At 44.2% G+C, this 22630-nt stretch carries 22 protein-coding genes; 13 read left to right on the top strand and 9 right to left on the bottom strand.

All coding sequences use genetic code 11. From position 1 onward, the window contains the following. The first annotated feature begins 49 nt into the window (after window positions 1–49). The 10 genes from lon to pyrF all read left to right on the top strand — a co-directional run bounded on the left by lon (window position 50) and on the right by pyrF (window position 10860). Entirely contained in the window at window positions 50–2401 is a 2352-nt protein-coding gene (gene lon / locus CAG58_RS08265; protein ID WP_004395644.1) for an endopeptidase La, read from the top strand. Between the two features lie 194 nt (window positions 2402–2595). Next, a complete protein-coding gene (locus CAG58_RS08270) occupies window positions 2596–2868 on the top strand; it encodes an HU family DNA-binding protein (protein ID WP_004395643.1) in 273 nt (90 codons plus the stop codon). A gap of 152 nt (window positions 2869–3020) precedes the next feature. After that, complete coding sequence (gene ppiD, locus CAG58_RS08275; protein WP_161425528.1) at window positions 3021–4880, top strand: peptidylprolyl isomerase; 1860 nt, start codon at window positions 3021–3023, stop codon at window positions 4878–4880. 234 nt (window positions 4881–5114) lie between these two features. After that, complete coding sequence (locus CAG58_RS08280) at window positions 5115–5408, top strand: ComEA family DNA-binding protein (protein ID WP_004395641.1); 294 nt, start codon at window positions 5115–5117, stop codon at window positions 5406–5408. 157 nt (window positions 5409–5565) lie between these two features. Further along, complete coding sequence (gene cmk, locus CAG58_RS08285; protein WP_161425527.1) at window positions 5566–6246, top strand: (d)CMP kinase; 681 nt, start codon at window positions 5566–5568, stop codon at window positions 6244–6246. Between the two features lie 104 nt (window positions 6247–6350). Further along, on the top strand, window positions 6351–8021 hold the full coding sequence (gene rpsA, locus CAG58_RS08290) for a 30S ribosomal protein S1 (protein WP_004395639.1): 1671 nt from the start codon (window positions 6351–6353) through the stop codon (window positions 8019–8021). 131 nt (window positions 8022–8152) lie between these two features. Then, a complete protein-coding gene (ihfB, locus tag CAG58_RS08295) occupies window positions 8153–8437 on the top strand; it encodes an integration host factor subunit beta (RefSeq protein WP_004395638.1) in 285 nt (94 codons plus the stop codon). A 158-nt stretch (window positions 8438–8595) separates the two neighbouring features. Next, the gene (locus CAG58_RS08300) at window positions 8596–8880 is read left to right on the top strand and encodes a LapA family protein (RefSeq protein WP_004395637.1); all 285 of its coding nucleotides are present in this window, start codon (window positions 8596–8598) and stop codon (window positions 8878–8880) included. Between the two features lie 3 nt (window positions 8881–8883). Continuing rightward, window positions 8884–10053, top strand: coding sequence for a lipopolysaccharide assembly protein LapB (gene lapB / locus CAG58_RS08305; protein ID WP_004395636.1), 1170 nt, complete (start codon window positions 8884–8886; stop codon window positions 10051–10053). A gap of 105 nt (window positions 10054–10158) precedes the next feature. After that, on the top strand, window positions 10159–10860 hold the full coding sequence (pyrF, locus tag CAG58_RS08310; protein ID WP_161425525.1) for an orotidine-5'-phosphate decarboxylase: 702 nt from the start codon (window positions 10159–10161) through the stop codon (window positions 10858–10860). 17 nt (window positions 10861–10877) lie between these two features. On the opposite strand, the gene miaE is transcribed toward pyrF, so the two are convergent. Together miaE and CAG58_RS08320 are read right to left on the bottom strand one after the other, a co-directional pair. Then, complete coding sequence (gene miaE, locus CAG58_RS08315; RefSeq protein WP_202598232.1) at window positions 10878–11651, bottom strand: tRNA isopentenyl-2-thiomethyl-A-37 hydroxylase MiaE; 774 nt, start codon at window positions 11649–11651, stop codon at window positions 10878–10880. Window positions 11652–11867: 216 nt separating this feature from the next. After that, the gene (locus CAG58_RS08320; protein WP_040904878.1) at window positions 11868–12632 is read right to left on the bottom strand and encodes a hypothetical protein; all 765 of its coding nucleotides are present in this window, start codon (window positions 12630–12632) and stop codon (window positions 11868–11870) included. A 238-nt stretch (window positions 12633–12870) separates the two neighbouring features. Here CAG58_RS08320 and CAG58_RS08325 point away from each other — a divergent pair, with 238 nt between their 5' ends. Next, on the top strand, window positions 12871–14109 hold the full coding sequence (locus CAG58_RS08325; protein WP_161425524.1) for a methyltransferase: 1239 nt from the start codon (window positions 12871–12873) through the stop codon (window positions 14107–14109). 60 nt (window positions 14110–14169) lie between these two features. On the opposite strand, the gene ald is transcribed toward CAG58_RS08325, so the two are convergent. Then, window positions 14170–15294 (bottom strand): alanine dehydrogenase, encoded by a 1125-nt coding sequence (gene ald, locus CAG58_RS08330; RefSeq protein ID WP_161425523.1) that lies wholly within the window; start codon window positions 15292–15294, stop codon window positions 14170–14172. A 155-nt stretch (window positions 15295–15449) separates the two neighbouring features. Here ald and lrp point away from each other — a divergent pair, with 155 nt between their 5' ends. Both lrp and CAG58_RS08340 read left to right on the top strand, forming a co-directional pair. After that, the gene (lrp, locus tag CAG58_RS08335; RefSeq protein ID WP_115152709.1) at window positions 15450–15944 is read left to right on the top strand and encodes a leucine-responsive transcriptional regulator Lrp; all 495 of its coding nucleotides are present in this window, start codon (window positions 15450–15452) and stop codon (window positions 15942–15944) included. A 182-nt stretch (window positions 15945–16126) separates the two neighbouring features. Continuing rightward, window positions 16127–18970 carry a DNA translocase FtsK gene (locus tag CAG58_RS08340; RefSeq protein ID WP_161425522.1) on the top strand — a complete coding sequence of 948 codons (2844 nt, stop codon included), beginning with the start codon at window positions 16127–16129 and terminating at the stop codon, window positions 18968–18970. A 72-nt stretch (window positions 18971–19042) separates the two neighbouring features. Here CAG58_RS08340 and CAG58_RS08345 read toward each other — a convergent pair whose 3' ends face one another. Genes CAG58_RS08345 through cyoC form a run of 6 tightly spaced genes read right to left on the bottom strand, consistent with a single transcriptional unit; the run spans window position 19043 to window position 22627 of the window. After that, a complete protein-coding gene (locus CAG58_RS08345) occupies window positions 19043–19570 on the bottom strand; it encodes a hypothetical protein (RefSeq protein ID WP_337247256.1) in 528 nt (175 codons plus the stop codon). 18 nt (window positions 19571–19588) lie between these two features. Continuing rightward, window positions 19589–20125 carry a copper chaperone PCu(A)C gene (locus tag CAG58_RS08350; RefSeq protein ID WP_161425521.1) on the bottom strand — a complete coding sequence of 179 codons (537 nt, stop codon included), beginning with the start codon at window positions 20123–20125 and terminating at the stop codon, window positions 19589–19591. Between the two features lie 2 nt (window positions 20126–20127). Continuing rightward, window positions 20128–20754, bottom strand: a complete 627-nt coding sequence (locus tag CAG58_RS08355; protein ID WP_161425520.1) for an SCO family protein — start codon at window positions 20752–20754, stop codon at window positions 20128–20130. Then, window positions 20751–21668, bottom strand: a complete 918-nt coding sequence (gene cyoE / locus CAG58_RS08360) for a heme o synthase (protein WP_004395625.1) — start codon at window positions 21666–21668, stop codon at window positions 20751–20753. Before cyoE ends, CAG58_RS08355 begins: the two co-directional genes overlap by 4 nt. A gap of 12 nt (window positions 21669–21680) precedes the next feature. Next, window positions 21681–22019: a cytochrome o ubiquinol oxidase subunit IV gene (gene cyoD / locus CAG58_RS08365; RefSeq protein WP_004395624.1), complete on the bottom strand. Its 339-nt coding sequence runs from the start codon at window positions 22017–22019 to the stop codon at window positions 21681–21683. After that, window positions 22019–22627, bottom strand: a complete 609-nt coding sequence (gene cyoC / locus CAG58_RS08370; RefSeq protein ID WP_158138158.1) for a cytochrome o ubiquinol oxidase subunit III — start codon at window positions 22625–22627, stop codon at window positions 22019–22021. The genes cyoD and cyoC overlap by 1 nt, the downstream gene beginning before the upstream one ends. Window positions 22628–22630: the final 3 nt, after the last annotated feature.

The following is a 22630-nucleotide window of genomic DNA, read 5'->3' on the forward strand; positions in this document are numbered from 1 at the left end:
GTTAGGCCCCATATACTCCGATATACATAAAAGCGGAAGAGAGAATAATATGAACTTGGAACGTTCCGAGCGTATCGAGATCCCAGTACTACCTCTGCGCGATGTGGTGGTATACCCACATATGGTCATTCCTCTGTTTGTTGGCCGTGAAAAATCCATCCAATGCTTAGAAGCGGCGATGGATAACAACAAACAAGTGCTCTTGGTTGCTCAAAAACAAGCTGAAACCGATGAGCCGAAAGTTTCCGATCTATTTGCAGTAGGAACGGTAGCGACCATTCTTCAACTATTAAAACTGCCAGACGGTACGGTCAAGGTTTTGGTTGAAGGCCAGCAGCGCGCGAAAATTAATCAATTTCATGAGGGTGATTTCTTTTCAGCAGAGGCGGAATATCTGCTGACACCAGAGTTGGATGAAAAAGAACAAGAAGTGATTGTTCGCAGTGCGATCAATCAATTTGAAGGCTTTATCAAACTGAATAAGAAAATCCCACCTGAAGTACTTACTTCACTGAATGGGATTGATGAAGCCGCTCGCTTAGCTGATACCATCGCCGCTCACATGCCTTTAAAATTGGTGGATAAGCAAAAAGTATTAGAGATTTTAGACATTTCTGAGCGTTTAGAATTTTTAATGGGGCAAATGGAGTCGGAAATCGATCTGTTACAAGTTGAGAAGCGTATTCGCACTCGAGTGAAAAAACAGATGGAGAAATCTCAGCGTGAGTATTATTTGAATGAGCAAATGAAAGCTATTCAAAAAGAGCTCGGTGAGATGGACGACACGCCTGATGAATTCGAGACTCTGCAAAAGAAAATCGATGATTCAAAAATGCCCAAAGAAGCTCGCGATAAAACTCAGCAAGAGCTACACAAACTCAAAATGATGTCACCGATGTCAGCAGAAGCAACCGTGGTGCGTAGCTACATCGATTGGATGGTCAGCGTGCCTTGGACGAAGCGTTCGAAGGTTAAAAAAGATCTCGCGAAAGCGGAAGAAATCCTTAACGCTGATCATTACGGTTTGAAACGAGTTAAAGAGCGCATCTTAGAGTATCTTGCGGTGCAAACTCGGATCAATAAACTCAAAGGCCCTATCCTATGTTTGGTTGGACCTCCAGGGGTTGGTAAAACGTCATTAGGTCGTTCTATTGCATCAGCAACGGGTCGCCAGTATGTGCGTATGGCATTAGGTGGGGTACGTGATGAGGCGGAGATTCGTGGTCACCGTCGGACTTACATTGGCTCACTGCCTGGAAAATTAATTCAGAAAATGGCTAAGGTTGGGGTAAAAAACCCACTTTTCCTGTTGGACGAAATTGATAAAATGTCTTCAGACATGCGTGGCGATCCTGCTTCAGCGCTGTTAGAAGTTTTGGACCCAGAACAGAACAATTCGTTTAACGACCATTACTTGGAAGTGGATTACGATTTATCTGATGTGATGTTCGTTGCGACATCAAACTCGATGAATATTCCAGGGCCACTGCTGGATCGTATGGAAGTGATTCGCTTGTCTGGTTATACCGAAGATGAGAAGCTCAATATTGCTAAGCGCCATTTGGTGAATAAGCAGATTGAGCGTAATGGACTAAAGCCCAGCGAAATCATCATCGAAGATTCAGCGATCACTGGCATTATTCGCTATTACACGCGTGAAGCTGGTGTGCGTGGACTGGAACGCGAAATTTCGAAAATTTGTCGTAAAGCGGTGAAGAAGATCCTGCTCAATGCCTCAGTGAAAACGGTAACGGTCAACCAAGAAAACTTAAAAGAGTTTTTAGGGGTACAGCGTTTTGATTACGGTAAAGCCGATGATAGTAATCGAATTGGTCAAGTAACGGGGTTAGCGTGGACAGAAGTTGGTGGTGACTTACTGACGATTGAGACTCAATCGATGCCAGGTAAAGGTAAGTTAACCCAAACGGGTTCACTTGGCGATGTGATGCAAGAGTCTATTCAGGCCGCCATGACCGTCGTTCGTTCTCGTGCTGATAAATTAGGCATCAATAGCGATTTTTACGAGAAAAAAGACATCCATGTCCACGTTCCTGAAGGCGCAACTCCGAAGGATGGGCCAAGCGCCGGTATTGCAATGTGTACGGCACTGGTATCAAGCTTAACGGGTAACCCTGTTAAAGCTGAAGTCGCAATGACGGGAGAAATCACGTTACGTGGTGAAGTGCTCCCTATCGGTGGCTTAAAAGAGAAGTTGTTAGCAGCGCATCGTGGCGGTATAAAAATGGTCTTAATTCCAAAAGACAATGAACGTGATTTGGAAGAGATCCCAGATAATGTCATCGCAGATTTACAAGTGATCCCTGTCCAGTGGATCGATGAAGTCTTGCAGCTTGCCTTAGAAAATGACCCAGCTGGGGTTAGTTTTGCTGTTGTAAAATAGTGATGTGTAGCAAAAATAACTAAAAGATTACGCTGATAGGTCGAAAAAGGCTTGTCAGCGTTTTTTTTGGGAGCTAACGTTACCAACTATGGCTTAAGCCCTGTTGTAATAAGGCATTAAGCCTGTTTTTAATCTTAATGGAACGAAATCGGCACCGAACAAAACAATAACTTGGTGACCAAAGGGGAATTACAGTGAATAAGACACAACTAGTAGAAAAAATCGCAGAAAATGCGGATATTTCCAAAGCATCCGCAGGTCGCGCACTGGATGCATTTATCGAAGCAGTGACCGATACACTTCAATCTGGTGATCAAGTAGCGTTAGTAGGTTTTGGTACTTTCTCTGTCCGCTCACGCGCAGCTCGTACTGGCCGTAACCCTAAAACGGGTGAAGAGATCCAAATTGCTGAAGCTAAAGTACCCGCGTTTAAGGCTGGCAAAGCTTTAAAAGACGCTTGTAACTAATACAGGGTGTTTTTTGCCGTTTTAACGCAAAAATAATTCGAACCTTTTGAAATTATGCGCATCCTACTGATGCGCATTTCTTTTTCTGATATTATCGCGCTATTCAATTTTGGCTGAAGCATTTAGCTTCAAACCCGGAGAGCAGTACAACTATGATGGAACGATTACGCGAAGGCGTGAACAGCATCGCGGTGAAAATTATCCTAGGACTCATCATCCTATCGTTTATCTTTGCAGGCGTGGGTAACTATATCGTTGGCGGCGGCAATAATGCAGCGGCCAAAGTCGGCAAGACAGAGATCAGTCGTGGGGAATTTGAACAGGCGTATCAAAATGAACGTAATCGCATGCAGTCACAACTTGGCGATTACTTTTCTACATTACTAGCAGACCCAACTTATGTCGCTTCACTACGACGCTCAGTGCTTGATAGCATGATCAATGATATTTTAATTGAGCAGCATGCACAGTCGCTCGGTTTACGTGTAAGTGATAATCAAGTTCGTCAAGCCATTATTGCCATGCCAGAGTTCCAGTCGGCAGGTCAATTTGATCAAAATATCTATCAATCTGCTCTGCGTCGTGCAGGGTTTACCCCCGATGCTTTTGCCGAGTATATGCGTCGTAGTCTGGTCCGTGATCAACTGGTTGCGGCTTTACAGACCAGCGAGTTTACTTTACCCGGTGAAGTCGAAGGGTTGAGTGCGTTAGTGGCTCAAGCTAGAGATGTGCGAACCATCACGCTACCGACCACTGATTTCGCAAAAGAGGTTCAGCTAACAGATCAAGAGATTGAGCAGTATTATCAACAAAATGATGATCGATATACTCGTCCGGAACAGATGAGAATTTCTTATATCGAGTTGTCAGCGCAGCAGTTGAAACAAGCCATCACCATTACGGATGAGCAGACCAAAGCATTCTATGATGCGCATCAAGATAAATATGCTTCTAAAGAACAGCGTAAAGTCAGCCACATCATGATCCAAGGTGATGATCAACAAGCAGCTCAGGCGATTTTAGATCAATTACACAATGGGGCGGACTTTGCTCAATTGGCGAAAGAGAAATCACAAGACATTGGTAGTTCCCAAGAGGGTGGTGAGCTAGGTTGGATTGAACGTGATACGATGGATGCGGCTTTTGAAAGTGCGGCTTTTGCTCTTCAACAAGTCGGTGAAATTAGCGGGCTGGTAAAATCGGATTTCGGCTACCACATCATTAAACTTGATGAACTTAAGGCTCCAGTGATTAAGCCTTATGAGCAAGTTGCTGCTGAGATAAAAGCAGAGTTACAAGATCAGCAAGCGGTTGATCGGTTTTATCAACTACAAACTGAGCTAGAGCGTATTGCTTTTGAGTCACCAGACTCGTTAGATGAAGCCGCTAAGGCAATTGGCGCAGACATTCAACGTACGGATTTTATTTCAGTCGCAGAATTGCCTGCTACATTGAGTGCTCCAGCGGTTATACAAGCGCTGCGACAGCCAGAAGTCAAAGAAGATCAACTGAACTCGGATGCAATTGAAATTGCCCCTGAGCATGTTGTGGTTGTCCGTGTTGAGCAAACTCGTCCAGAAATTATTTTACCGTTGGCCGAGGTTCGTGAGCAAATCGTTGCGACGTTATCGCGTTTAAAAGCGGAACAGCAAGCATTGCAATTGGCAAACGATTTAGTCACGGCTTTAAACGCTGGCGATAATAGTTTATTAGACGACCATCAATTAGCCTTTAGTGAGGTTCAGCGTATGGATAGAAGTTCTCCATTGGCTGAAATCGTCTTCTCTATGCCGAAGCCAGAAGGCGAGCATCATGTTTATGCACATGGCAAAGATGCACAAGGCAACGTTGTTGTTATCGCTTTAGCTGCTGTGACGACTGAGGCTGACCCACAATTGAATCAGCAAATTGGCGCTCAGTTATCTCGCATTGGACTACAACAGAATGTTGAGGGTATTTTGGGTGTATTGCGTCAAAATACGAAAATCCAATATTATGGTTTAGAGCAATAACGGCCTGTTGTGTAAATAACATGTTTGTCATTTTGGGCTGCATTTGCAGCCCATTTTATTTTCTTGTTTTGTTCAAATAGTCGATGTGACTAATCCTTTATTATCGTCTTGTCTACCCCTGTGCTATGAGAAAATACAACGTTGTTGCTCACCAAGATCCAGCGTGTTCGACCGGTGATTCTTGTTCATCTGGTGGTGTAGGGATGCGATAAACACTTAAACAAGGAAGGAACAATGGTTAAGAATTATTTACTTGCCCTGCTGTTGGGCTTAAGCCTGCCTGTTAGCCAAGCGATGAGCGAAGAAACGGTCAGCGTTAATCAGGGCTTTGAGATCACAGTGAATGTTAATACCGCCTCGGCAGAAGAGATCGCGACTTTGTTACAAGGCATTGGCTTGCAAAAAGCTCAGGCGATTGTTGAATATCGTGAGATAAATGGTCAGTTTTTAACAAAAGAAGATCTAACTAAAGTGAAGGGAATCGGGCCAGCAATCGTGGCAAGAAACGATAAACGTATTTTACTGTAATGTGAACCACCCGCGAACAAGAAACTCAGGCTTAGCCCTGAGTTTTTTTATGAGGGGGACTCCTCGTCTGAAACTCGCATCTTATTGCCAGTTCAGTATATAATTCATCGTTGACCAATCACGCGATGAGTCGTGAACTAAACGAATGGAGTAAAGCATGTCCTTGCAAACAACGGTAATTACCGTGGATGGACCTAGTGGCGCTGGTAAAGGCACACTGTGTATGTTGTTGGCGAAAAAGCTCGGTTTTCAACTGTTAGATTCGGGCGCAATCTATCGCGTACTTGCCTTAGCCGCGATTCATCATGGCGTTGACCCTGACTCTGAAGAGGCATTAGTTCCTCTAGCCACACACCTTGATGTTGAGTTCATTGCTGAAGGCGACTTGGTTAAAGTAATTTTAGAAGGTGAAGACGTTTCTAAGGCCTTGCGTAAAGAAGAAACGGGTATGGCCGCTTCAAAAATTGCTGCCTTGCCTCGTGTCCGTGAGGCGTTATTGCGTAGACAGCGTGCGTTCGAGCAAGGTAAAGGCTTAGTGGCCGATGGGCGAGATATGGGAACCGTGGTCTTTCCTGAAGCTGCGGTAAAAATTTTCCTTGATGCAAGTGCAGAAGAGCGTGCGCGTAGACGCTATAAGCAGTTGCAACTGAAGGGCCTTGATGTTAAATTTGACGCCCTTTTAAGCGAAATTCAAGAACGTGACGATAGAGATCGTAATCGTTCAGTGGCGCCACTGCGTCCAGCGGAAGGTTCGCTATTATTAGATTCAACGACTTTGTCTATCGACGATGTTGTGGCTCAAGCATTACAATACATCGAATCGAAGTTAGCGGAATAAACCACGTTAGCTAAGAACGTTGGTCGCAAGGATGATGACTGGCGATTTTAACAACCCCATGCGGTAGGATACCCGTGGACGTTTAATTATTGAAGATTAAATACATGACTGAATCTTTTGCTCAACTCTTTGAAGAGTTTCTAAACGAAACCCAATTTCAACAAGGTACTATCGTTAAAGGTACTGTAGTTGCGATTGAAAATGGCTATGTACTTGTTGATGCAGGCCTTAAGTCTGAGTCTGCTATTCCAGCAGAACAGTTCAAAAACGCTGCGGGCGAACTAGAAGTAGAAGTTGGTTCAGAAGTTGACGTAGCACTTGACGCTGTTGAAGACGGTTTCGGTGAAACTCAACTTTCTCGTGAGAAAGCTAAGCGTCACGAAGCTTGGATCGTTCTTGAGAAAGCTTACGAAGAAGCTGAAACGGTTATCGGTATCATCAATGGTAAAGTTAAAGGTGGCTTCACTGTTGAATTGAACGGTATTCGTGCATTCCTTCCAGGCTCTCTAGTTGACGTACGTCCTATTCGTGACACTGCTCACCTAGAAAACAAAGAGCTAGAGTTCAAAGTTATCAAGCTAGACCAGAAGCGTAACAACGTTGTTGTTTCTCGTCGTGCTGTTATCGAATCAGAAAGCAGTGTTGAGCGTGACGAACTTCTTGAAACTCTACAAGAAGGTACTGAAGTTAAAGGTATCGTTAAGAACCTTACTGATTACGGTGCATTCGTTGATCTTGGCGGTGTTGATGGTCTACTACATATCACTGATATGGCGTGGAAACGTGTTAAGCACCCATCAGAGATCGTTAACGTTGGTGACGAAATCCTAGTTAAAGTTCTTAAGTTTGACCGTGACCGCACTCGTGTATCACTAGGTCTAAAACAGCTAGGCGAAGATCCATGGGTAGCTATCGCTAAGCGTTACCCAGAAGGTCACCGACTAACTGGTCGTGTTACTAACCTAACAGATTACGGCTGCTTCGTAGAAATCGAAGAAGGCGTTGAAGGTCTAGTACACGTTTCAGAAATGGATTGGACTAACAAGAACATCCACCCATCTAAAGTTGTTAATGTTGGCGACGAAGTAGATGTGATGGTTCTTGATATCGATGAAGAGCGTCGTCGTATTTCTCTAGGTCTAAAACAGTGTAAAGCTAACCCTTGGCAGTCATTCGCTGAAGCGCAAGCTAAAGGCGACAAAGTAACTGGTAAGATCAAGTCTATCACTGATTTCGGTATCTTTATCGGTCTTGACGGTGGTATCGATGGTCTTGTTCACCTATCTGACATCTCTTGGAATGTTCCTGGAGAAGAAGCGGTACGTGATTACAAGAAAGGCGATGAGATCTCAGCAGTTGTTCTAGCAGTAGATGCAGAGCGTGAGCGCATCTCTCTAGGCGTTAAGCAAATGGAAAATGACCCATTCAATGCTTACGTTGCAGACAACAAGAAAGGCACTCTAGTTAACGGTACAGTAACAGCCGTTGATGCTAAAGGCGCAACGATCACTCTTGAAGATGGCGTAGAAGGTTATATCCGCGCTTCTGAAATTGCTCGTGACCGCATTGAAGATGCCTCTCTTCTTCTAAGCGTTGGTGATAAAGTTGAAGCGAAATTTACTGGTGTTGACCGTAAAAACCGCGTAATCAACCTATCTATCAAAGCGAAAGATGAAGCTGATGAGCAAGAAGCAATGGCAACTATCAACAAGCAAGATGAAGCTGCTTTTGGTAATGCAATGGCTGATGCTTTCAAAGCTGCTAAAGGCGAATAAGTTAAATTCGTAAATAGAAAGGAACCTGCATAGGTTCCTTTTTTTTGCCTTTTCTCTACAAAATTAAGCAAGTGTTTGTTGGAACTGCTATTACTGACTATAATCAAGGTAAAAACTCAATGAGGGAAACTATGACTAAGTCTGAATTGATAGAAAGGCTGTGTGCAGTACAAACGCATCTGTCAGCCAAAGAAATTGAAGATGCCGTAAAAGATGTTCTTGAACACATGTCCAAAACGTTAGAAGACGGAGAGAGAATCGAAATTCGTGGTTTCGGCAGTTTCTCTTTACACTATCGTGAGCCTCGCATTGGACGTAATCCAAAGACTGGCGAAAAAGTAGAGTTAGAGGGAAAATATGTACCTCACTTTAAGCCGGGTAAAGAACTACGTGAGCGGGTTAACCAGAACATTTAGTAATACGACAAGTACACCAGCGGCATGCTTTTTCAGTATGCCGCTTTTTTGTGTCTCAAAAGTCACTGGATTATTAGATTGAGCATGGTTTGTCAGACGAATTTACTGCATAATCAGCAAGCGAATTGGTGAATATGAACCTAAATAGGATAGGTATTATGAAAATAATAAAAATTATCGTGTTATTGGCCTTATTTCTTATCGCGTTAGCGTTAGGTGCTCAAAATCAAGCGATCGTGACGTTTAATTATCTGCTTGCCCAAGGTGAGTTTCACTTATCAACGTTATTGGGCGGCGTGTTTGTGACCGGTTTTTTAGTGGCTTGGATTTTATTTGGTGGTTTGTATCTTAAAGCGAAGCTTGAGATACGTAAGCTTAATCGTAAAATAGCCAAGCAAGTCGTGCCGCAAACGCCAATCAAGCCAAAAGCTAATCTGGAATAATTAATGTTAGAACTTCTCTTCTTGCTCTTGCCCATTGCTGCCGCTTACGGATGGTATATGGGCAATCGTAGCGCCCAGCAAGACAAGCAGAAGCACTCTCACCAAATCTCCCGCCAATACGTTACGGGGTTAAACTTATTACTTTCTGATCAATCTGATAAAGCCGTTGACCATTTTATTGAACTGCTTCAAGTTGATAATGAAACGATTGATACTCATCTCGCGTTAGGTAATCTGTTTCGTTCCCGTGGTGAAGTCGATCGCGCCATTCGCATCCACCAGAATCTTATTTCTCGATCAGGTTTAACGATTGATCAAAAAAATCTCGCACTGCAACAGCTTGCTAAAGACTATATGGTGGCAGGTTTTCTCGATCGCGCAGAAAAAATATTTGAACAATTGATCGATGAACCGGAGCACCGAGAATCCGCTTTGCAACAATTAACGGCGATTTACCAACAAACACGCGAATGGCATAAAGCGATTGAGTGTGCACAGGCGTTAGTGAAGTTGGGGCGCAAGCGGATGAAAAATAGTATCGCTCATTTTTGGTGTGAGTTAGCAATGCTAGAGCAATCTGACGGGCAAGATAATAAAGCGATGCAGTTTTTTAAACGTGCATTGCATGAAGATCCTAAATGTGTCCGCGCCAGTATTTCGCTGGGTAAGCTGTGTCTCGCGAATCAGCAATATCAGCAGACGATCAGTCATTTAGAGCGTGTCTTAAGCCAAGATATTGACTTCATTGGTGAAGTGTTACCAACCTTGGCTGAATGTTATCATCACCTTGGTCAAGAAGATGCTCTGGTTGAGTTTTTGCGCCAATGTATTGATAACAATGCCGGAGTTTCTGCGGAGTTAATGCTTGCGCAGTTGGTCGCTCAACATGATGGTGTGGCAAGTGCTCAGGAGCTGTTAACTCGTCAATTAGTTAAAAACCCGACCATGAAAGGTTTTTATCGCTTAATTGGTTATCACATCGCAGAAGCGGAAGAAGGCAGAGCGAAAGCCAGCCTTTCTACCTTACAAAAATTGGTTGGAGAACAGCTAAAAGCCAAACCTCACTATCGCTGTCGTCATTGCGGATTCTCGACTCACTCGCTGTATTGGCATTGCCCCTCTTGTAAGGGGTGGGGGACAATTAAGCCGATCCGTGGTTTAGATGGTGAGTAATTCCCTCATGTATGTTTAACCAGAAATAGACCGAGCATCCATCGGTATGTATTGAATGGAACAAAGGTTAAGTATCAAAACGATAGGTCATTATTAGGAGTAAAAATGAACGACCAAAAAGTCATTGTTGCCTTGGATTATGAAAAACGAGCAGAGGCGCTTGCCTTCGTCGATAAGATTGACCCATCGAGCTGTCGATTAAAAGTGGGTAAGGAAATGTTTACCCTATTTGGCCCGGAGTTGATACGTGAATTGCATCGCCGTGACTTCTCTGTCTTTCTTGACTTAAAGTTTCATGATATTCCGAATACTTGTGCGAAAGCGGTTCGCGCTGCAGCAGAGCTTGGCGTATGGATGGTAAATGTCCATGCTAGTGGCGGTGAGCGAATGATGGTGGCCGCTCGTGAAATACTCGAACCTTATGGTAACGAGCGTCCGTTACTGATAGCGGTGACCGTATTAACCAGTATGGAGCAGGTCGATTTGGCAGGGATAGGGATTAACCTTGCGCCAGAGCAGCATGTACTACGTTTAGCGACCTTAACTAAAAATGCTGGCTTAGATGGCGTGGTCTGCTCTGCTCAAGAAGCCTCTGCATTAAAACAGCATTTAGGCTCATCGTTTAAGTTGGTTACACCGGGGATTCGTCCGGTTGGAGTTGATGTTGGTGACCAAAAACGGATTATGACGCCGATTCAAGCCCTAGAAGCGGGCTCGGACTATTTAGTGATTGGACGGCCTATCACTCAAGCTAATCATCCCGCTCAAGTCTTAGCTGAGATTAATGCCTCACTGATGGCTGTTTAGCATTGAGAGTGCGCCAATTAAATTGGCGCACCGCTATGAAATTTAAAATCATCATCTTGGCTCTGGATGAGCTCAGCTTCAATAGCAGCAAAATAGTCGATACGTTGACGGATATCGTTTTCTGCAATGTGTTCAGCTAATGCTAGATAATCTTGATAGTGCCGAGCCTCAGAACGCAATAATGAGAGATAGAATCGTCCAATTTCTTCCGGTAAGTGAGGGGCTAACTTAGCAAATCGTTCGCAAGATCGAGCTTCGATAAACGCACCGATGATCAATTTATCAATCAATGCATCCGGTTCGAAGGTTTTAACATGCTTAAGCATGCCTTTGGCATAACGACTCGCATTGATTGGCTGATACTCTAACTCTTGGCGTTCAATAATTTCTGCTACTTGATAAAAATGATGCAACTCTTCTTTGATCAATAAAACCATTTTCTCAATCATCGCTTCGCCATAGGCACAGTCACTTCTCGCGTGAATCGATTTCGACAACTGACTGGTTCCTTTGAGAGAAAGCAAATCGCCTTGGCATTGATAAGCAAAACGTTCATAGGGTTGAATTAAGGCTGTCAATTGCTGAGCGGCTTCATCGGTTAGCACATAGCGTTTGAGTAAAAAAATGGCGCTTTGCGCCGCCTTCAGCTCACACAATAAATGATCTCGTAAAATAACGTTTAAATTCTCAGGTCGTTTAGCTTGAACTATCCAAGAGTCGGGCGTTGGGCAGAGTAGGAATTGCTCAATTGGAGCGAGTAAGGGTTGAATGGCGGTCTGTATCATGGTCATTAAAAAGTATCGGCTTAAGCTATCATTTGGATCAGTAGTGATAGGATGAACTTGACGTGGAGCCCCAATCATACCATTAGTCGATATTCATGGGGAACAATGGTAACGTCCTATACGGTCACTTGTCTCGGGATAAAAGACGGTAAATGGTGAACTGTCGTCTGTCTGGCATTTGATGATGGAGGATGGCTATGGGAAAAGTATCGAGTTGTCCCTTTACCACTTTTTCTTCTCACCAAATAATGCTTCCATATCACTGTTGCGCTCTTTGTCTTCCATTTGTTGGACATCAGCAGCACTTTTAGTTTGACGGCGTTGTTCAATGTCATCATGCATGGTTTGTAGTTTTTCTCTTGCTTGAGTCGAATAGCTGTCGTTTTTGGTATTCAGAACATCAATCCCTTTGCGGAGAAGTTGCAGTGCGGTACCTGGTTGCCCACGAACAATCGAATCGTTGGCACGCTTAATCACGTTTTCAATATTAATTCGAATTTGAATGGTTTCAAGCCGAGCGTTTTCTGCGACGAAGGCTTGGGTATCAAAACGACCTTTGTTGTGTTCACTGCGTACCGTATCTCGGAGTCGTTTAACCAGTTTGAGCATGACAATGGCTTGCTTATCGCTACTTGGAACTTTAAATGGCGTACTTTCTCCACCGGGATGGTTTTCTTTTAGGTGTTTAATTTGTGCCTGCATATTTTCGACGCGCTGTGCCAATTGCTTATTTTTGGGATCTAAATCAAGCATGTTTTGCAGAGCATCAAGAATTCGGTTATTTAAACAAACCAGCAAATCTTTACTAAATGGCATATGATGCGCATTACCGATTAAATCTTCAGTGGCATCAATAATGGTTAGATAACGTGCAGATTCTTGTTTCTTGGCCGTTTCTATTTTCAATCGATACTGCAACATAATGTTGTAGCCTAAGATCAAAACCAGAAGCACGACTCCGAGAGCGATAAGTAAACCTATATTCATAAAATCCGTATCTTTTTTAGAGCCCGATAATAAAGGATACACTATCCTACCTGTATCGACATCACCAACAAATAGACAATCTTAATTATTTATGTGTTAAGCATAAAAAAGTGTAACCGAGCCGTCATTTTAGATGAGGATAGGCGATCTATTGACAGTATAGTACGGTTTTTTGCCAATGGTCTTCTTTCTTCCTCGTTAACTTGACCCTAAAATAGTGCTTTAGTTAGGGGGCATAATGCAGACACTTTTTACTCAGCTCGATACATTTCTTTCTCAAACCGCGTTGTTTTGGCGTTTTGAGCCCTTTCATCATAGTGTGGATGATACTGATCATTGGCATGGGGTTAACTCTGAACTGGATCGTTGGCTTAACTCGCTCTCTCCACAGCAAATAGCTCAACTGAAACAGCAACCGGATGTTTTGCTTTGCCATCTATCAATATATATTGAAGGACTTGCTGAGATCATTGCCAGTACTCACGATTTTCTTGTAAAGCAGCCATTACTCACGGTATTGCCTACTGACGAGAATACGCAAAAGCTTCATTCGCTCTATACGGGTATTCCTGGACGAAAAATTGAACAAATCAAGCGATTGGGACAACAGTTGATCGCTCGGCATCAAGGTCAATCATGGTTAGAGTGGTGTGCAGGTAAAGGGTATCTGGGGCGTTTTTTAGCCACTTATTCTGATAGTCCAGTGCTCAGTTTTGAATATCAAGAGGCCTTATGTTTACAAGGACAAGCTGAAGCGGATAAGCGCCAATTAGCGATGATGTTTGTGCAAGGCGATGCTTTTAAACCGAGTAGCCAAAAGTTGTTTAAACCCTGTCAACATGCGGTGGCTTTGCACGCTTGTGGTGATTTACATGTGCGCTTAATGCAATACGCTGCGCAAGCTTCGGTGTCTGCAGTGAGTGTTGCGCCTTGTTGTTATCATCTTATCGAAGTGGATCACTATCAACCATTATCGAGTTTAGGTCAGCAGTCTGGGTTGAATCTCACTCGCCAAGAGTTACGTATTCCTGTTCAAGAGACGGTTACTGGAGGTGAGCGAGTGAAACGTCACCGTCAACAAGAGATGAGTTATCGCTTAGGCTGGGATGAGTTACTTAAAGCGGAATTAGGCTTAATAGACTATCAACCGACACCAAGCATTAAAAAATCACAGCTTTCTGAAGGCTTTAAAGCATTTTGTCTTTGGGCAGCAGAACAAAAAGGCTTTTTGTTGGCGTTAGATAAGATTAATTTTGCGAACTATGAACAGCAAGGGTTAGCCCGTTATTGGCGTATGGAAAAATTGAGCCTTGTTCAACAAGGCTTTAGACGCTTATTAGAAATGTGGCTCGTTTGTGATAAGGCGCTGTTCTTAGAAGAGCAAGGTTATCAAGTGTCAGTCAGTGAATTTTGTCCGCGAGAGGTAACACCAAGAAACTTGCTCATTCATGCCAAGCAGGCTTCTTTACTGGGGTAAAGCGGGTCGTATCAGTCGACACTATCGTTACGTGCAGCCAGTTTTAGCGTCGACTTAAACTCAATGCGTAGATTTTAGCGCCTCTATCGCGTTGATATAAGGTAAATTAAAGCTGTCTGCGACTTCTTTACAAGTTACTTGTCCTTTGAGGATGTTCAGTCCCGCCAATAATCCTTTATCCTCGAGCAACGCTCGTTGATAACCCAGATTGGCAAGTTTTACAATGTAGGGAAGGGTAGCGTTATTGAGAGCAAAAGTGGAGGTTCGCGCCACGGCTCCCGGCATATTTGCGACACAGTAGTGAACCACATCATGCACGACATAACTAGGTTGATCGTGGGTTGTGGGATGAGAAGTCGCGAAGCATCCCCCCTGATCGATAGCGACATCAACAACCACCGATCCGGGTTTCATGCGTTTAATATGTTGTTCATTGACCAATTTTGGTGCGCTGGCTCCAGGGATCAACACCGCCCCAATCACTAGATCGGCGTGAATAATTTGTTGTTCAATGACGTCAGCGGTGGAGTAGAGCAGTGTTGCTCGACCTTGGAACTCTTCATCTAATTTGCGTAAGGTTTCTAGATTACGGTCGAGTAGAGTGACATTCGCACGTAAGCCAATGGCGATTCTTGCGGCACTCGCGCCGACTACTCCACCCCCCAATATCAATACATTGGCTGGCGCAACACCGGGCACGCCACCGAGGAGAATTCCCATTCCTTTGTGAGATTTTTCCAACATACGAGCTCCGGCTTGAATGGACATTCTGCCAGCCACCTCAGACATTGGTGCTAGTAGTGGTAATCGACCCATACTATCTGTTACAGTTTCATAGGCAATACAGACAGCATTACTCTTGATAAGTGCTTCAGTTTGTGGAAAATCTGGAGCAAGATGCAAATAGGCAAATAAAATTTGCCCTTCTTTGAGCATAGCGCGTTCTGTGGCTTGAGGTTCTTTGACCTTAACGAGCATTTTGGCTTGCGAGTATACGTTTGCTGCATTAGGAACAATGGATGCCCCTGCAGCGATATAATCATCGTCTGAAAAGCCGATACCGGATCCTGCTTCGGTTTCGACAATCACTTGGTGGCCATGTAAAGTAAGCTCTCTTACACTGGCGGGTATCATTCCCACGCGATATTCGTGGTTTTTGATCTCTTTAGGTACACCAATAATCATTCTAACTCCTTACATGAATCATTCATGTTGGGTTTTTGTTGGGATTTTGTGTCGAGTTTATGACTAGTATAGTTGTGCGTATATAAAGTTTGATGCTGAATATGAAGAAGTTGTAATATATTTTTTTGCAAGGAAGTAATAAGGTGGAATAAAAAATGGCAGACAACTATAAAAGGCCCTCCAAGGATCTTGACCGTATTGATCGCAATATCTTAAATGAGTTGCAAAAAGATGGTCGTATTTCGAATGTAGAATTATCCAAACGGGTTGGTCTCTCGCCAACCCCTTGTTTGGAGCGGGTAAGACGACTTGAGCGTCAAGGATACATTACAGGGTATACTGCCCTGTTAAATCCCCAGTATCTTGATGCCTCACTGCTCGTGTTTGTGGAGATTACCCTTAATCGGGGGGCACCAGATGTTTTTGAACAATTTAATGTTGCTGTGCAAAAACTCGATGACATCCAAGAGTGTCATCTCGTTTCTGGGGATTTCGATTATTTATTGAAAACACGAGTATCCGATATGGGAGCCTACCGTAAACTATTGGGTGATACCTTGTTGCGGTTACCTGGCGTTAACGATACGCGCACCTACGTGGTCATGGAAGAAGTGAAACAAACCAATCAACTGGTGATAAAAACTCGTTAAGCTTGATGATGTGAATAAGAGACTTCTTACCGCATTCTGACGTTGATACATTGGGTTTTTAACCGTGATATGGTTAAATCTACCAACAGTCTGAGCGGCCATCGCCGCTCAGACTGTTTTCTCCTCTCCAATATGGGTTATAGTATTTTTTATACTGGCCATTATCATAGTCAAGTTGGTATATGTTCAAACACAGTAACAATAAAGTTGAAACGATCATCAAAACCTCTGAGCAGTTGCCTCCCTCACGTTTAAATGGCAAGCAGCGTTTAAAAGAGTGTGGGCTTATCTTGGCGGTTCTCTGCTCCGTGTTACTGGCGGTAGCTTTACTGACCTTTCACCCAGCGGATCCTTCTTGGTCACAAACCGCGTGGGGTTCTGACATTCAAAATGCTGGTGGTATCGTTGGCGCTTGGGTTGCTGACACACTCTTTTTTGTTTTTGGCTCGCTGGCTTATCTCTTGCCGATTATTTTTACTGTCACGGCATGGATAACGTTACGCCGTCGTGAGGAGCAAGAAAGTATTGATTTGATGCTGTGGGGGACTCGTTTACTTGGCTTAGTTATTTTGATCCTCACCAGTTGTGGGTTAGCTGATATCAATTTTGATGATATTTGGTATTTTTCGTCCGGTGGGGTGATTGGTGATGTTCTCACTAGCTTAGCATTACCGACCCTGAACTTACTTGGTACGACCTTAGTGCTGCTCTTTTTATGGGGAGCGGGGCTAACGTTATTAACCGGAATCTCTTGGTTAACGATTGTCGAGTGGCTCGGCAGTAACGGTATCCGAGGCGGTCAGTGGTTGATTAACCGTGTCCGTGGTGACAAAGACGAGCTTATCCAGCCACAGAGTGTTGATCTTGAGCCGATGTCTCCCGATGTCGCGCCTGACAATACCTCATCCGTCAATTCGATCTCTGAGCGTATTTTGGAGACGAATAATAAGATTGTTGAACGCCAGTCAACAACGACAGAGCAAGCACCGCGACGCTTCAATATTCATATTCCGGATAACCAAAATACAGAGAAACCGGAGCGGAAAGTCTCGCTTAATGCGACGATAGAAGAGTTAGAACAGCAAGCTCGTCAATACGACGACTTTGCTGAAGAACCGGATTTCACTCCCCCTGTTCAAGAAAATCCTGTTCAGCCAGTCGAATCGATAGGATCGGTGACGCTGAGCGAAGCGAACGTGGATGATGAACCTGTATTTAATCCTCAAACGTTAGAGGAAACGGAATGGGACGATCCCATGACTCAACCTGCGATATCTCGCTTAGATGTTGTTGAAGACGAGTCATCGTCGCCCACATTAAGCCACTCGCCATCATCGGAGCCGAGACTGACTGCTGATCATGAGCAGAATATTGAGATGAGTGATGACGACGATGAGAGTATTGACGATGAGTCATTGCCATTGGATGCTGATGTTCAGGCATTTCAAAGCATGGTGTCTGATGCGCAAGCCAATATGGCGGCGACCCAAAATCCATTTTTGATGCAGCAAAATGTCAATTTGCCCAAACCTGCTGAGCCAATGCCCACTTTAGAGCTGCTGTATCATCCTGAGAAACGTGAAAACTTCATAGATCGCGTAGCGTTAGAAGAGATTGCCCGTTTAGTAGAATCAAAATTGGCTGATTATAAAATTCAAGCTCAAGTGGTGGGGATTTTTCCTGGGCCGGTGATTACGCGTTTTGAATTGGATTTAGCGCCTGGAGTCAAGGTCAGCCGAATATCGAGTTTATCGATGGATTTAGCGCGCTCCTTATCGGCGATGGCGGTACGAGTCGTAGAAGTTATTCCTGGTAAGCCTTATGTTGGCTTAGAGTTACCGAATATGAGTCGACAAACGGTGTACTTGTCGGATGTCGTCAGTAGTGCGCAATTTAAAGAGGCGAAGTCACCAACGACCATGGTTCTTGGGCAAGATATTGCTGGTGAAGCCGTGGTTGTCGATTTATCAAAAATGCCACACGTGTTAGTGGCAGGAACCACAGGTTCCGGTAAATCGGTTGGGGTTAACGTGATGATCCTCAGTATGCTTTACAAATCGACGCCAGAAGATGTTCGATTTATCATGATTGACCCTAAAATGCTCGAATTATCGGTATATGAAGGCATCCCACATTTATTGTCTGAGGTTGTCACCGATATGAAAGATGCGTCCAATGCATTGCGTTGGTGTGTCGGCGAAATGGAGCGTCGTTATAAATTAATGTCAGTATTGGGCGTGCGTAACATCAAAGGGTTTAACGATAAACTCAAAATGGCAGCGGAGGCTGGTCATCCGATTCACGATCCACTTTGGAAAGAAGGGGATAGCATGGATACCGCTCCCCCGCGTTTGGAAAAGCTGCCCTATATTGTTGTCGTCGTCGATGAGTTTGCAGACTTAATGATGGTGGTTGGTAAAAAAGTAGAAGAGTTGATCGCGCGCTTGGCGCAAAAAGCCCGAGCGGCGGGTATACATCTTATTCTTGCTACTCAACGCCCTTCAGTGGATGTGATCACCGGCTTAATTAAAGCAAATATTCCAACTCGCGTGGCGTTTACCGTATCAACCAAAACGGATTCTCGAACTATTCTTGATCAAAGTGGCGCAGAGTCATTACTGGGAATGGGGGATATGCTCTATCTCCCTCCGGGGTCGAGCCATACTATTCGCGTTCATGGAGCGTTTGCGTCTGATGATGATGTCCATGCGGTGGTCAATAACTGGAAAGCTCGCGGTAAGCCTAACTATATCAGTGATATTATCGCTGGTGATCAAGGGCCAGAGTCGCTGCTGCCAGGTGAGAAAATGGACGATGATGAGGAAATGGACCCGCTATTCGATCAAGTTGTTGAACACGTTGTAGAAACTCGCCGAGGTTCGGTCTCTGGTGTCCAACGTCGGTTTAAAATTGGCTACAATCGTGCGGCAAGAATCGTTGAGCAGCTTGAGGCGCAAGGTATTGTCAGTGCACCAGGCCATAATGGTAATCGTGAAGTGCTAGCGCCTTCCTCTAACCGAGAGTAGCCTTTAAAACTAATCTATACATAAAAAGGCCCTGTGTTCAACAGGGCCTTTTTTCATCATTAAACGCGTAGGTTATTGGCTAGCTGGTTTTATCACTTGATAGCGAGTTGTAACTAAGCAAACGGCGGGGCTTTGATCGGTCAGAAAAGCTTGTTTACCAGCGATACGATCGCTAGTAAGAACCATAGTTTCTTGATTCAGTTTACCTTGAAATGTCCACTTACTGAACGCTTCGTGCCTTGCGTCCGCACAATTGGTTTGTAACAAGTAACTTTCGATCGCCGTTGCCTGACATTGGCCCGCGGCATTTTCTACGGCATGAAAAGTGATATGGCTCGCTCTGTCTCGATAATCGGTGACCGTGAAGGCATGAAACAACTGATCATGGCTAATAGGGGTTATCTGCTCTAGCATGCGGTGTGGATTGAGTTTCAGTACTTCTGCCGCAAACTCAGTGAGCATGCTCTCGCAGGGCAGTGCTTGCTGCTCGGCAATAATATCCATTGAGGTTGTGGGTCTTGTCGGAGACTCAGCCATGACATAGCAAGATATAGTGCTGGTGAGCGCAATCAAAGACAGTTTTTTCGCGGAGGTAAGCACTTTTTTCTCCCGAGGTGATTAATGGGCGTGAGCGTGGTTGTTACTCATATCCAGCACCGGTAGCTCAACAGGATAAACATTTTGCGCATCATCGATCAATTCGACAACGATAGTTTGTCCAGCGACGAAGGGCGTTGCAATATCCATAAACATAATATGATAGCCACCCGGAGTAAGATCAAACTGACCATGAGCCGGCACCGTGATGCTCTCGACTTGACGCATCGACATACGGCTGTTTTCCATCACCATATGATGTAACTCAGTATGTGTTGCGGCATCGCTACGTGCAGCGACGAAAACAATATCAGAGTCAGACTGGTTGACCAATGAGAGGTATCCAGCACTGACTTTGGTTCCAGGAATCGTGGCTTTAGCTTTAGGCTCTGCAATCGATAAGCCTTTACCGATAGCAATCAGTTGCTCATCTTGTAAAGAATGATGAGCATGATGATGGCTAGAGGCGGCATCGCTTTCAGCCGTGAAATGACGAACGATGGTTGCTAACACGAGTAGCAAAATGACTCCAATAAGGAGTTGGACAATACGATTCATGATTAACCTTGTTTAGTTTCTTGGTAGCGTTGTAATGTGCGTTCGATACGGGCAGCCAGTTCTGTCGGCGTTGTGCTGTAGCTCATCGACGTAACAAACTGTCCATTAGGGGCGATAACAAAGAATCGGGAGACATGATCAACGGTGTAGCTCAATGCGGAATTTTGCATATTAACCATGTCATAATAGACACCATATTGGTTTGTGATTTTATTAATGTCTTCTGCACTGCCAGTTGCGCCTTTAATTCTGGGATCAAAATGCTGCGCAAATTGATGCAATGATGTCAGATCATCGCGCGAGGGGTCGACACTGATAAACAAGCCTTGTACCTCATCACCGACCTCGGCAGGTAGCATGCGAAAAGCCGCCGACATGACGCCCATTGACGCTGGACAGACCTCGGCACAGCTCAGATAACCAAAGTAAAGTACCACTACTTTCCCTTGATAATCATCCAAATTAATGTCACCCAGTGCGGTATGAAGACTAAAGTTACCACCGATTTGATTGGGTTGTACTGGTCGCTCCCCGATGGGGACGGTTGAATATTTAACATACAAACTAATAACAATGGCGATCAAAATCGCCCCAGTTATTAAGGTGTATTTAATCGCTTTTGAACTCATGACGATAGGCCTTCTAAACTGAACGTTGGCAGTGCCGCTTGAATATCGTTATGTACTGCTACATGAGCGAAATCAACTGAAATCAATAAGCAGAACAACATGATACAAGCAATAGATAACAACATTAATTGTTTGCCCCACTGCTCGGTCGGCATCTTTTGAAAGCCAACCTTGGCGATATATAACCAATAAAGGCTAATCAATCCCATACCTAGAGCGAACCAGCTTCCCGCATATCCATGGTAAGTGAGTGCCCAACATGCCACAGCAAAGGCAATAATATAACCAATGATATGGTAGCGAGCCTTAGCGATACCTTCTTGAATAGGAAGAACAGGAATGTTAGCCGCTTTATAATCATTAAATCGATAAATGGCAATCGCATAAGAGTGGGGGATTTGCCAAATACAGAACGTTAAAAATAAAATAGCGCCACCAATATCAAGTTGATGAGTGACGGCAAAGTAACCAATGACAGGAGGACAAGCACCAGATAAACCACCAATTAAAGTACCATGCACAGAATGGCGTTTATAATAGAGGCTGTAAAAGCCGACATAAACGACAAAACCCAGTACACCGAAGCCAAAGGCAAGTTTTGAGGTGAAAAAATACAAAATGGCAAAGCCAGCAAGCCCAAGTAAGCAAGCTTGCATCAGCGCGTGTGAAACGGGAACGATTTTTTGTACCAGTTCACGGTTACGTGTACGCTGCATTTTTGCATCTATGTCTATGTCAATATAGTTATTAAAGACACAGCCAGAGGCTACGACCAAACTGGTGCCAAGGCAAACAGCAATAAAAAGTTGCCAGTCAATCTGGCCTTGTGAGGCCAGAAAGAAACCACCCGCCGCGGCAACGAGGTTGCCGCGGATGATGCCTGGTTTAGTAAGTTGTAAATAGTGCTTGAACATCATTACTTCCAGTTAGTGTCCCATCAGCATATTGTGGTTAAGATGCTGCATGATCCACATAGAGCCGACTAAGACGATAGCGACAATTACCACAGAAAAGACGGCGGTAATCACATTCCAAGCTTGCTCTGATGAGGTGTTCATATGTAGAAAGAACACAAGTTGTACTAGGATCTGAGCCACGGCACAGATCAGAATAACCACAACTTTGGTGGTTGGCGAGCCAATGTCTGCCATCACCATCGCAAATGGGATTAACGTCAGGAGTACCGAATACAAGAAACCCAGTAAGTACTCTTTCACGCTACCATGCGCTTGACCACCATGGGTCTGTTCATAAGAGTGTTCCATTACATTACCCCCATTAAGTACACTACGCTGAATACACAGATCCAGATAATATCTAAGAAGTGCCAGAACAAGCTGAGTAGTGCTAAGCGAGTCTTATTCGCTGTGGTGAAACCATCACGTTTAAAATGGAAGAATAAGACGATCATCCAAATTAAACCGGCAAAGACGTGCAGACCGTGAGTCGCCACCAATGCGTAGAAAGATGACCAATAGGCACTGGTGCTAAAAGTAGCCCCAGCGAGGCTAAGATGATGGAACTCATAGAGCTCCATGATCAAGAAGCCAAAGCCTAGCGCGAAAGTAATGCCTAGCCAAGTCGCCATGCCTTTCATATCATGGGCATTTTGCTTTAGCATTGCCATACCGAAGGTTAAGCTACTTAGCAATAGTAAAGCCGTTGTGCCAGCAACAAACCAAAGGTCAAACAGAGCGCTTGGTTCAACCATTCCAGCAAAGCTGTTAGAAAAAACCGCAAAAACAGCGAACAGGGTACCGAACAATAAACAGTCACTTAGGATATAAACCCAAAAGCCAAAGAGATCGTCACCGGCGGTATCATGATGATCATGATCATCATGTAAGTCATTAGTTTGAGTATGTGTGCTCATTAT

This window comes from Vibrio sp. V31_P5A7T61 (assembly GCF_009904895.1).
GTDB classification, from domain to species: domain Bacteria; phylum Pseudomonadota; class Gammaproteobacteria; order Enterobacterales; family Vibrionaceae; genus Vibrio; species Vibrio metschnikovii.

What these genes read in the sequence shown, in the direction of transcription:
- lon (WP_004395644.1), top strand. Translation starts at nt 50, where the DNA reads ATGAACTTGGAACGTTCCGAGCGTATCGAGATCCCAGTACTACCTCTG.
- ppiD (WP_161425528.1), top strand. Translation starts at nt 3,021, where the DNA reads ATGATGGAACGATTACGCGAAGGCGTGAACAGCATCGCGGTGAAAATT.
- CAG58_RS08280 (WP_004395641.1), top strand. Translation starts at nt 5,115, where the DNA reads ATGGTTAAGAATTATTTACTTGCCCTGCTGTTGGGCTTAAGCCTGCCT.
- cmk (WP_161425527.1), top strand. Translation starts at nt 5,566, where the DNA reads ATGTCCTTGCAAACAACGGTAATTACCGTGGATGGACCTAGTGGCGCT.
- rpsA (WP_004395639.1), top strand. Translation starts at nt 6,351, where the DNA reads ATGACTGAATCTTTTGCTCAACTCTTTGAAGAGTTTCTAAACGAAACC.
- ihfB (WP_004395638.1), top strand. Translation starts at nt 8,153, where the DNA reads ATGACTAAGTCTGAATTGATAGAAAGGCTGTGTGCAGTACAAACGCAT.
- CAG58_RS08300 (WP_004395637.1), top strand. Translation starts at nt 8,596, where the DNA reads ATGAAAATAATAAAAATTATCGTGTTATTGGCCTTATTTCTTATCGCG.
- lapB (WP_004395636.1), top strand. Translation starts at nt 8,884, where the DNA reads ATGTTAGAACTTCTCTTCTTGCTCTTGCCCATTGCTGCCGCTTACGGA.
- pyrF (WP_161425525.1), top strand. Translation starts at nt 10,159, where the DNA reads ATGAACGACCAAAAAGTCATTGTTGCCTTGGATTATGAAAAACGAGCA.
- miaE (WP_202598232.1), bottom strand. Translation starts at nt 11,651, where the DNA reads ATGACCATGATACAGACCGCCATTCAACCCTTACTCGCTCCAATTGAG.
- CAG58_RS08320 (WP_040904878.1), bottom strand. Translation starts at nt 12,632, where the DNA reads ATGAATATAGGTTTACTTATCGCTCTCGGAGTCGTGCTTCTGGTTTTG.
- CAG58_RS08325 (WP_161425524.1), top strand. Translation starts at nt 12,871, where the DNA reads ATGCAGACACTTTTTACTCAGCTCGATACATTTCTTTCTCAAACCGCG.
- ald (WP_161425523.1), bottom strand. Translation starts at nt 15,294, where the DNA reads ATGATTATTGGTGTACCTAAAGAGATCAAAAACCACGAATATCGCGTG.
- lrp (WP_115152709.1), top strand. Translation starts at nt 15,450, where the DNA reads ATGGCAGACAACTATAAAAGGCCCTCCAAGGATCTTGACCGTATTGAT.
- CAG58_RS08340 (WP_161425522.1), top strand. Translation starts at nt 16,127, where the DNA reads ATGTTCAAACACAGTAACAATAAAGTTGAAACGATCATCAAAACCTCT.
- CAG58_RS08350 (WP_161425521.1), bottom strand. Translation starts at nt 20,125, where the DNA reads ATGAATCGTATTGTCCAACTCCTTATTGGAGTCATTTTGCTACTCGTG.
- CAG58_RS08355 (WP_161425520.1), bottom strand. Translation starts at nt 20,754, where the DNA reads ATGAGTTCAAAAGCGATTAAATACACCTTAATAACTGGGGCGATTTTG.
- cyoE (WP_004395625.1), bottom strand. Translation starts at nt 21,668, where the DNA reads ATGTTCAAGCACTATTTACAACTTACTAAACCAGGCATCATCCGCGGC.
- cyoD (WP_004395624.1), bottom strand. Translation starts at nt 22,019, where the DNA reads ATGGAACACTCTTATGAACAGACCCATGGTGGTCAAGCGCATGGTAGC.
- cyoC (WP_158138158.1), bottom strand. Translation starts at nt 22,627, where the DNA reads ATGAGCACACATACTCAAACTAATGACTTACATGATGATCATGATCAT.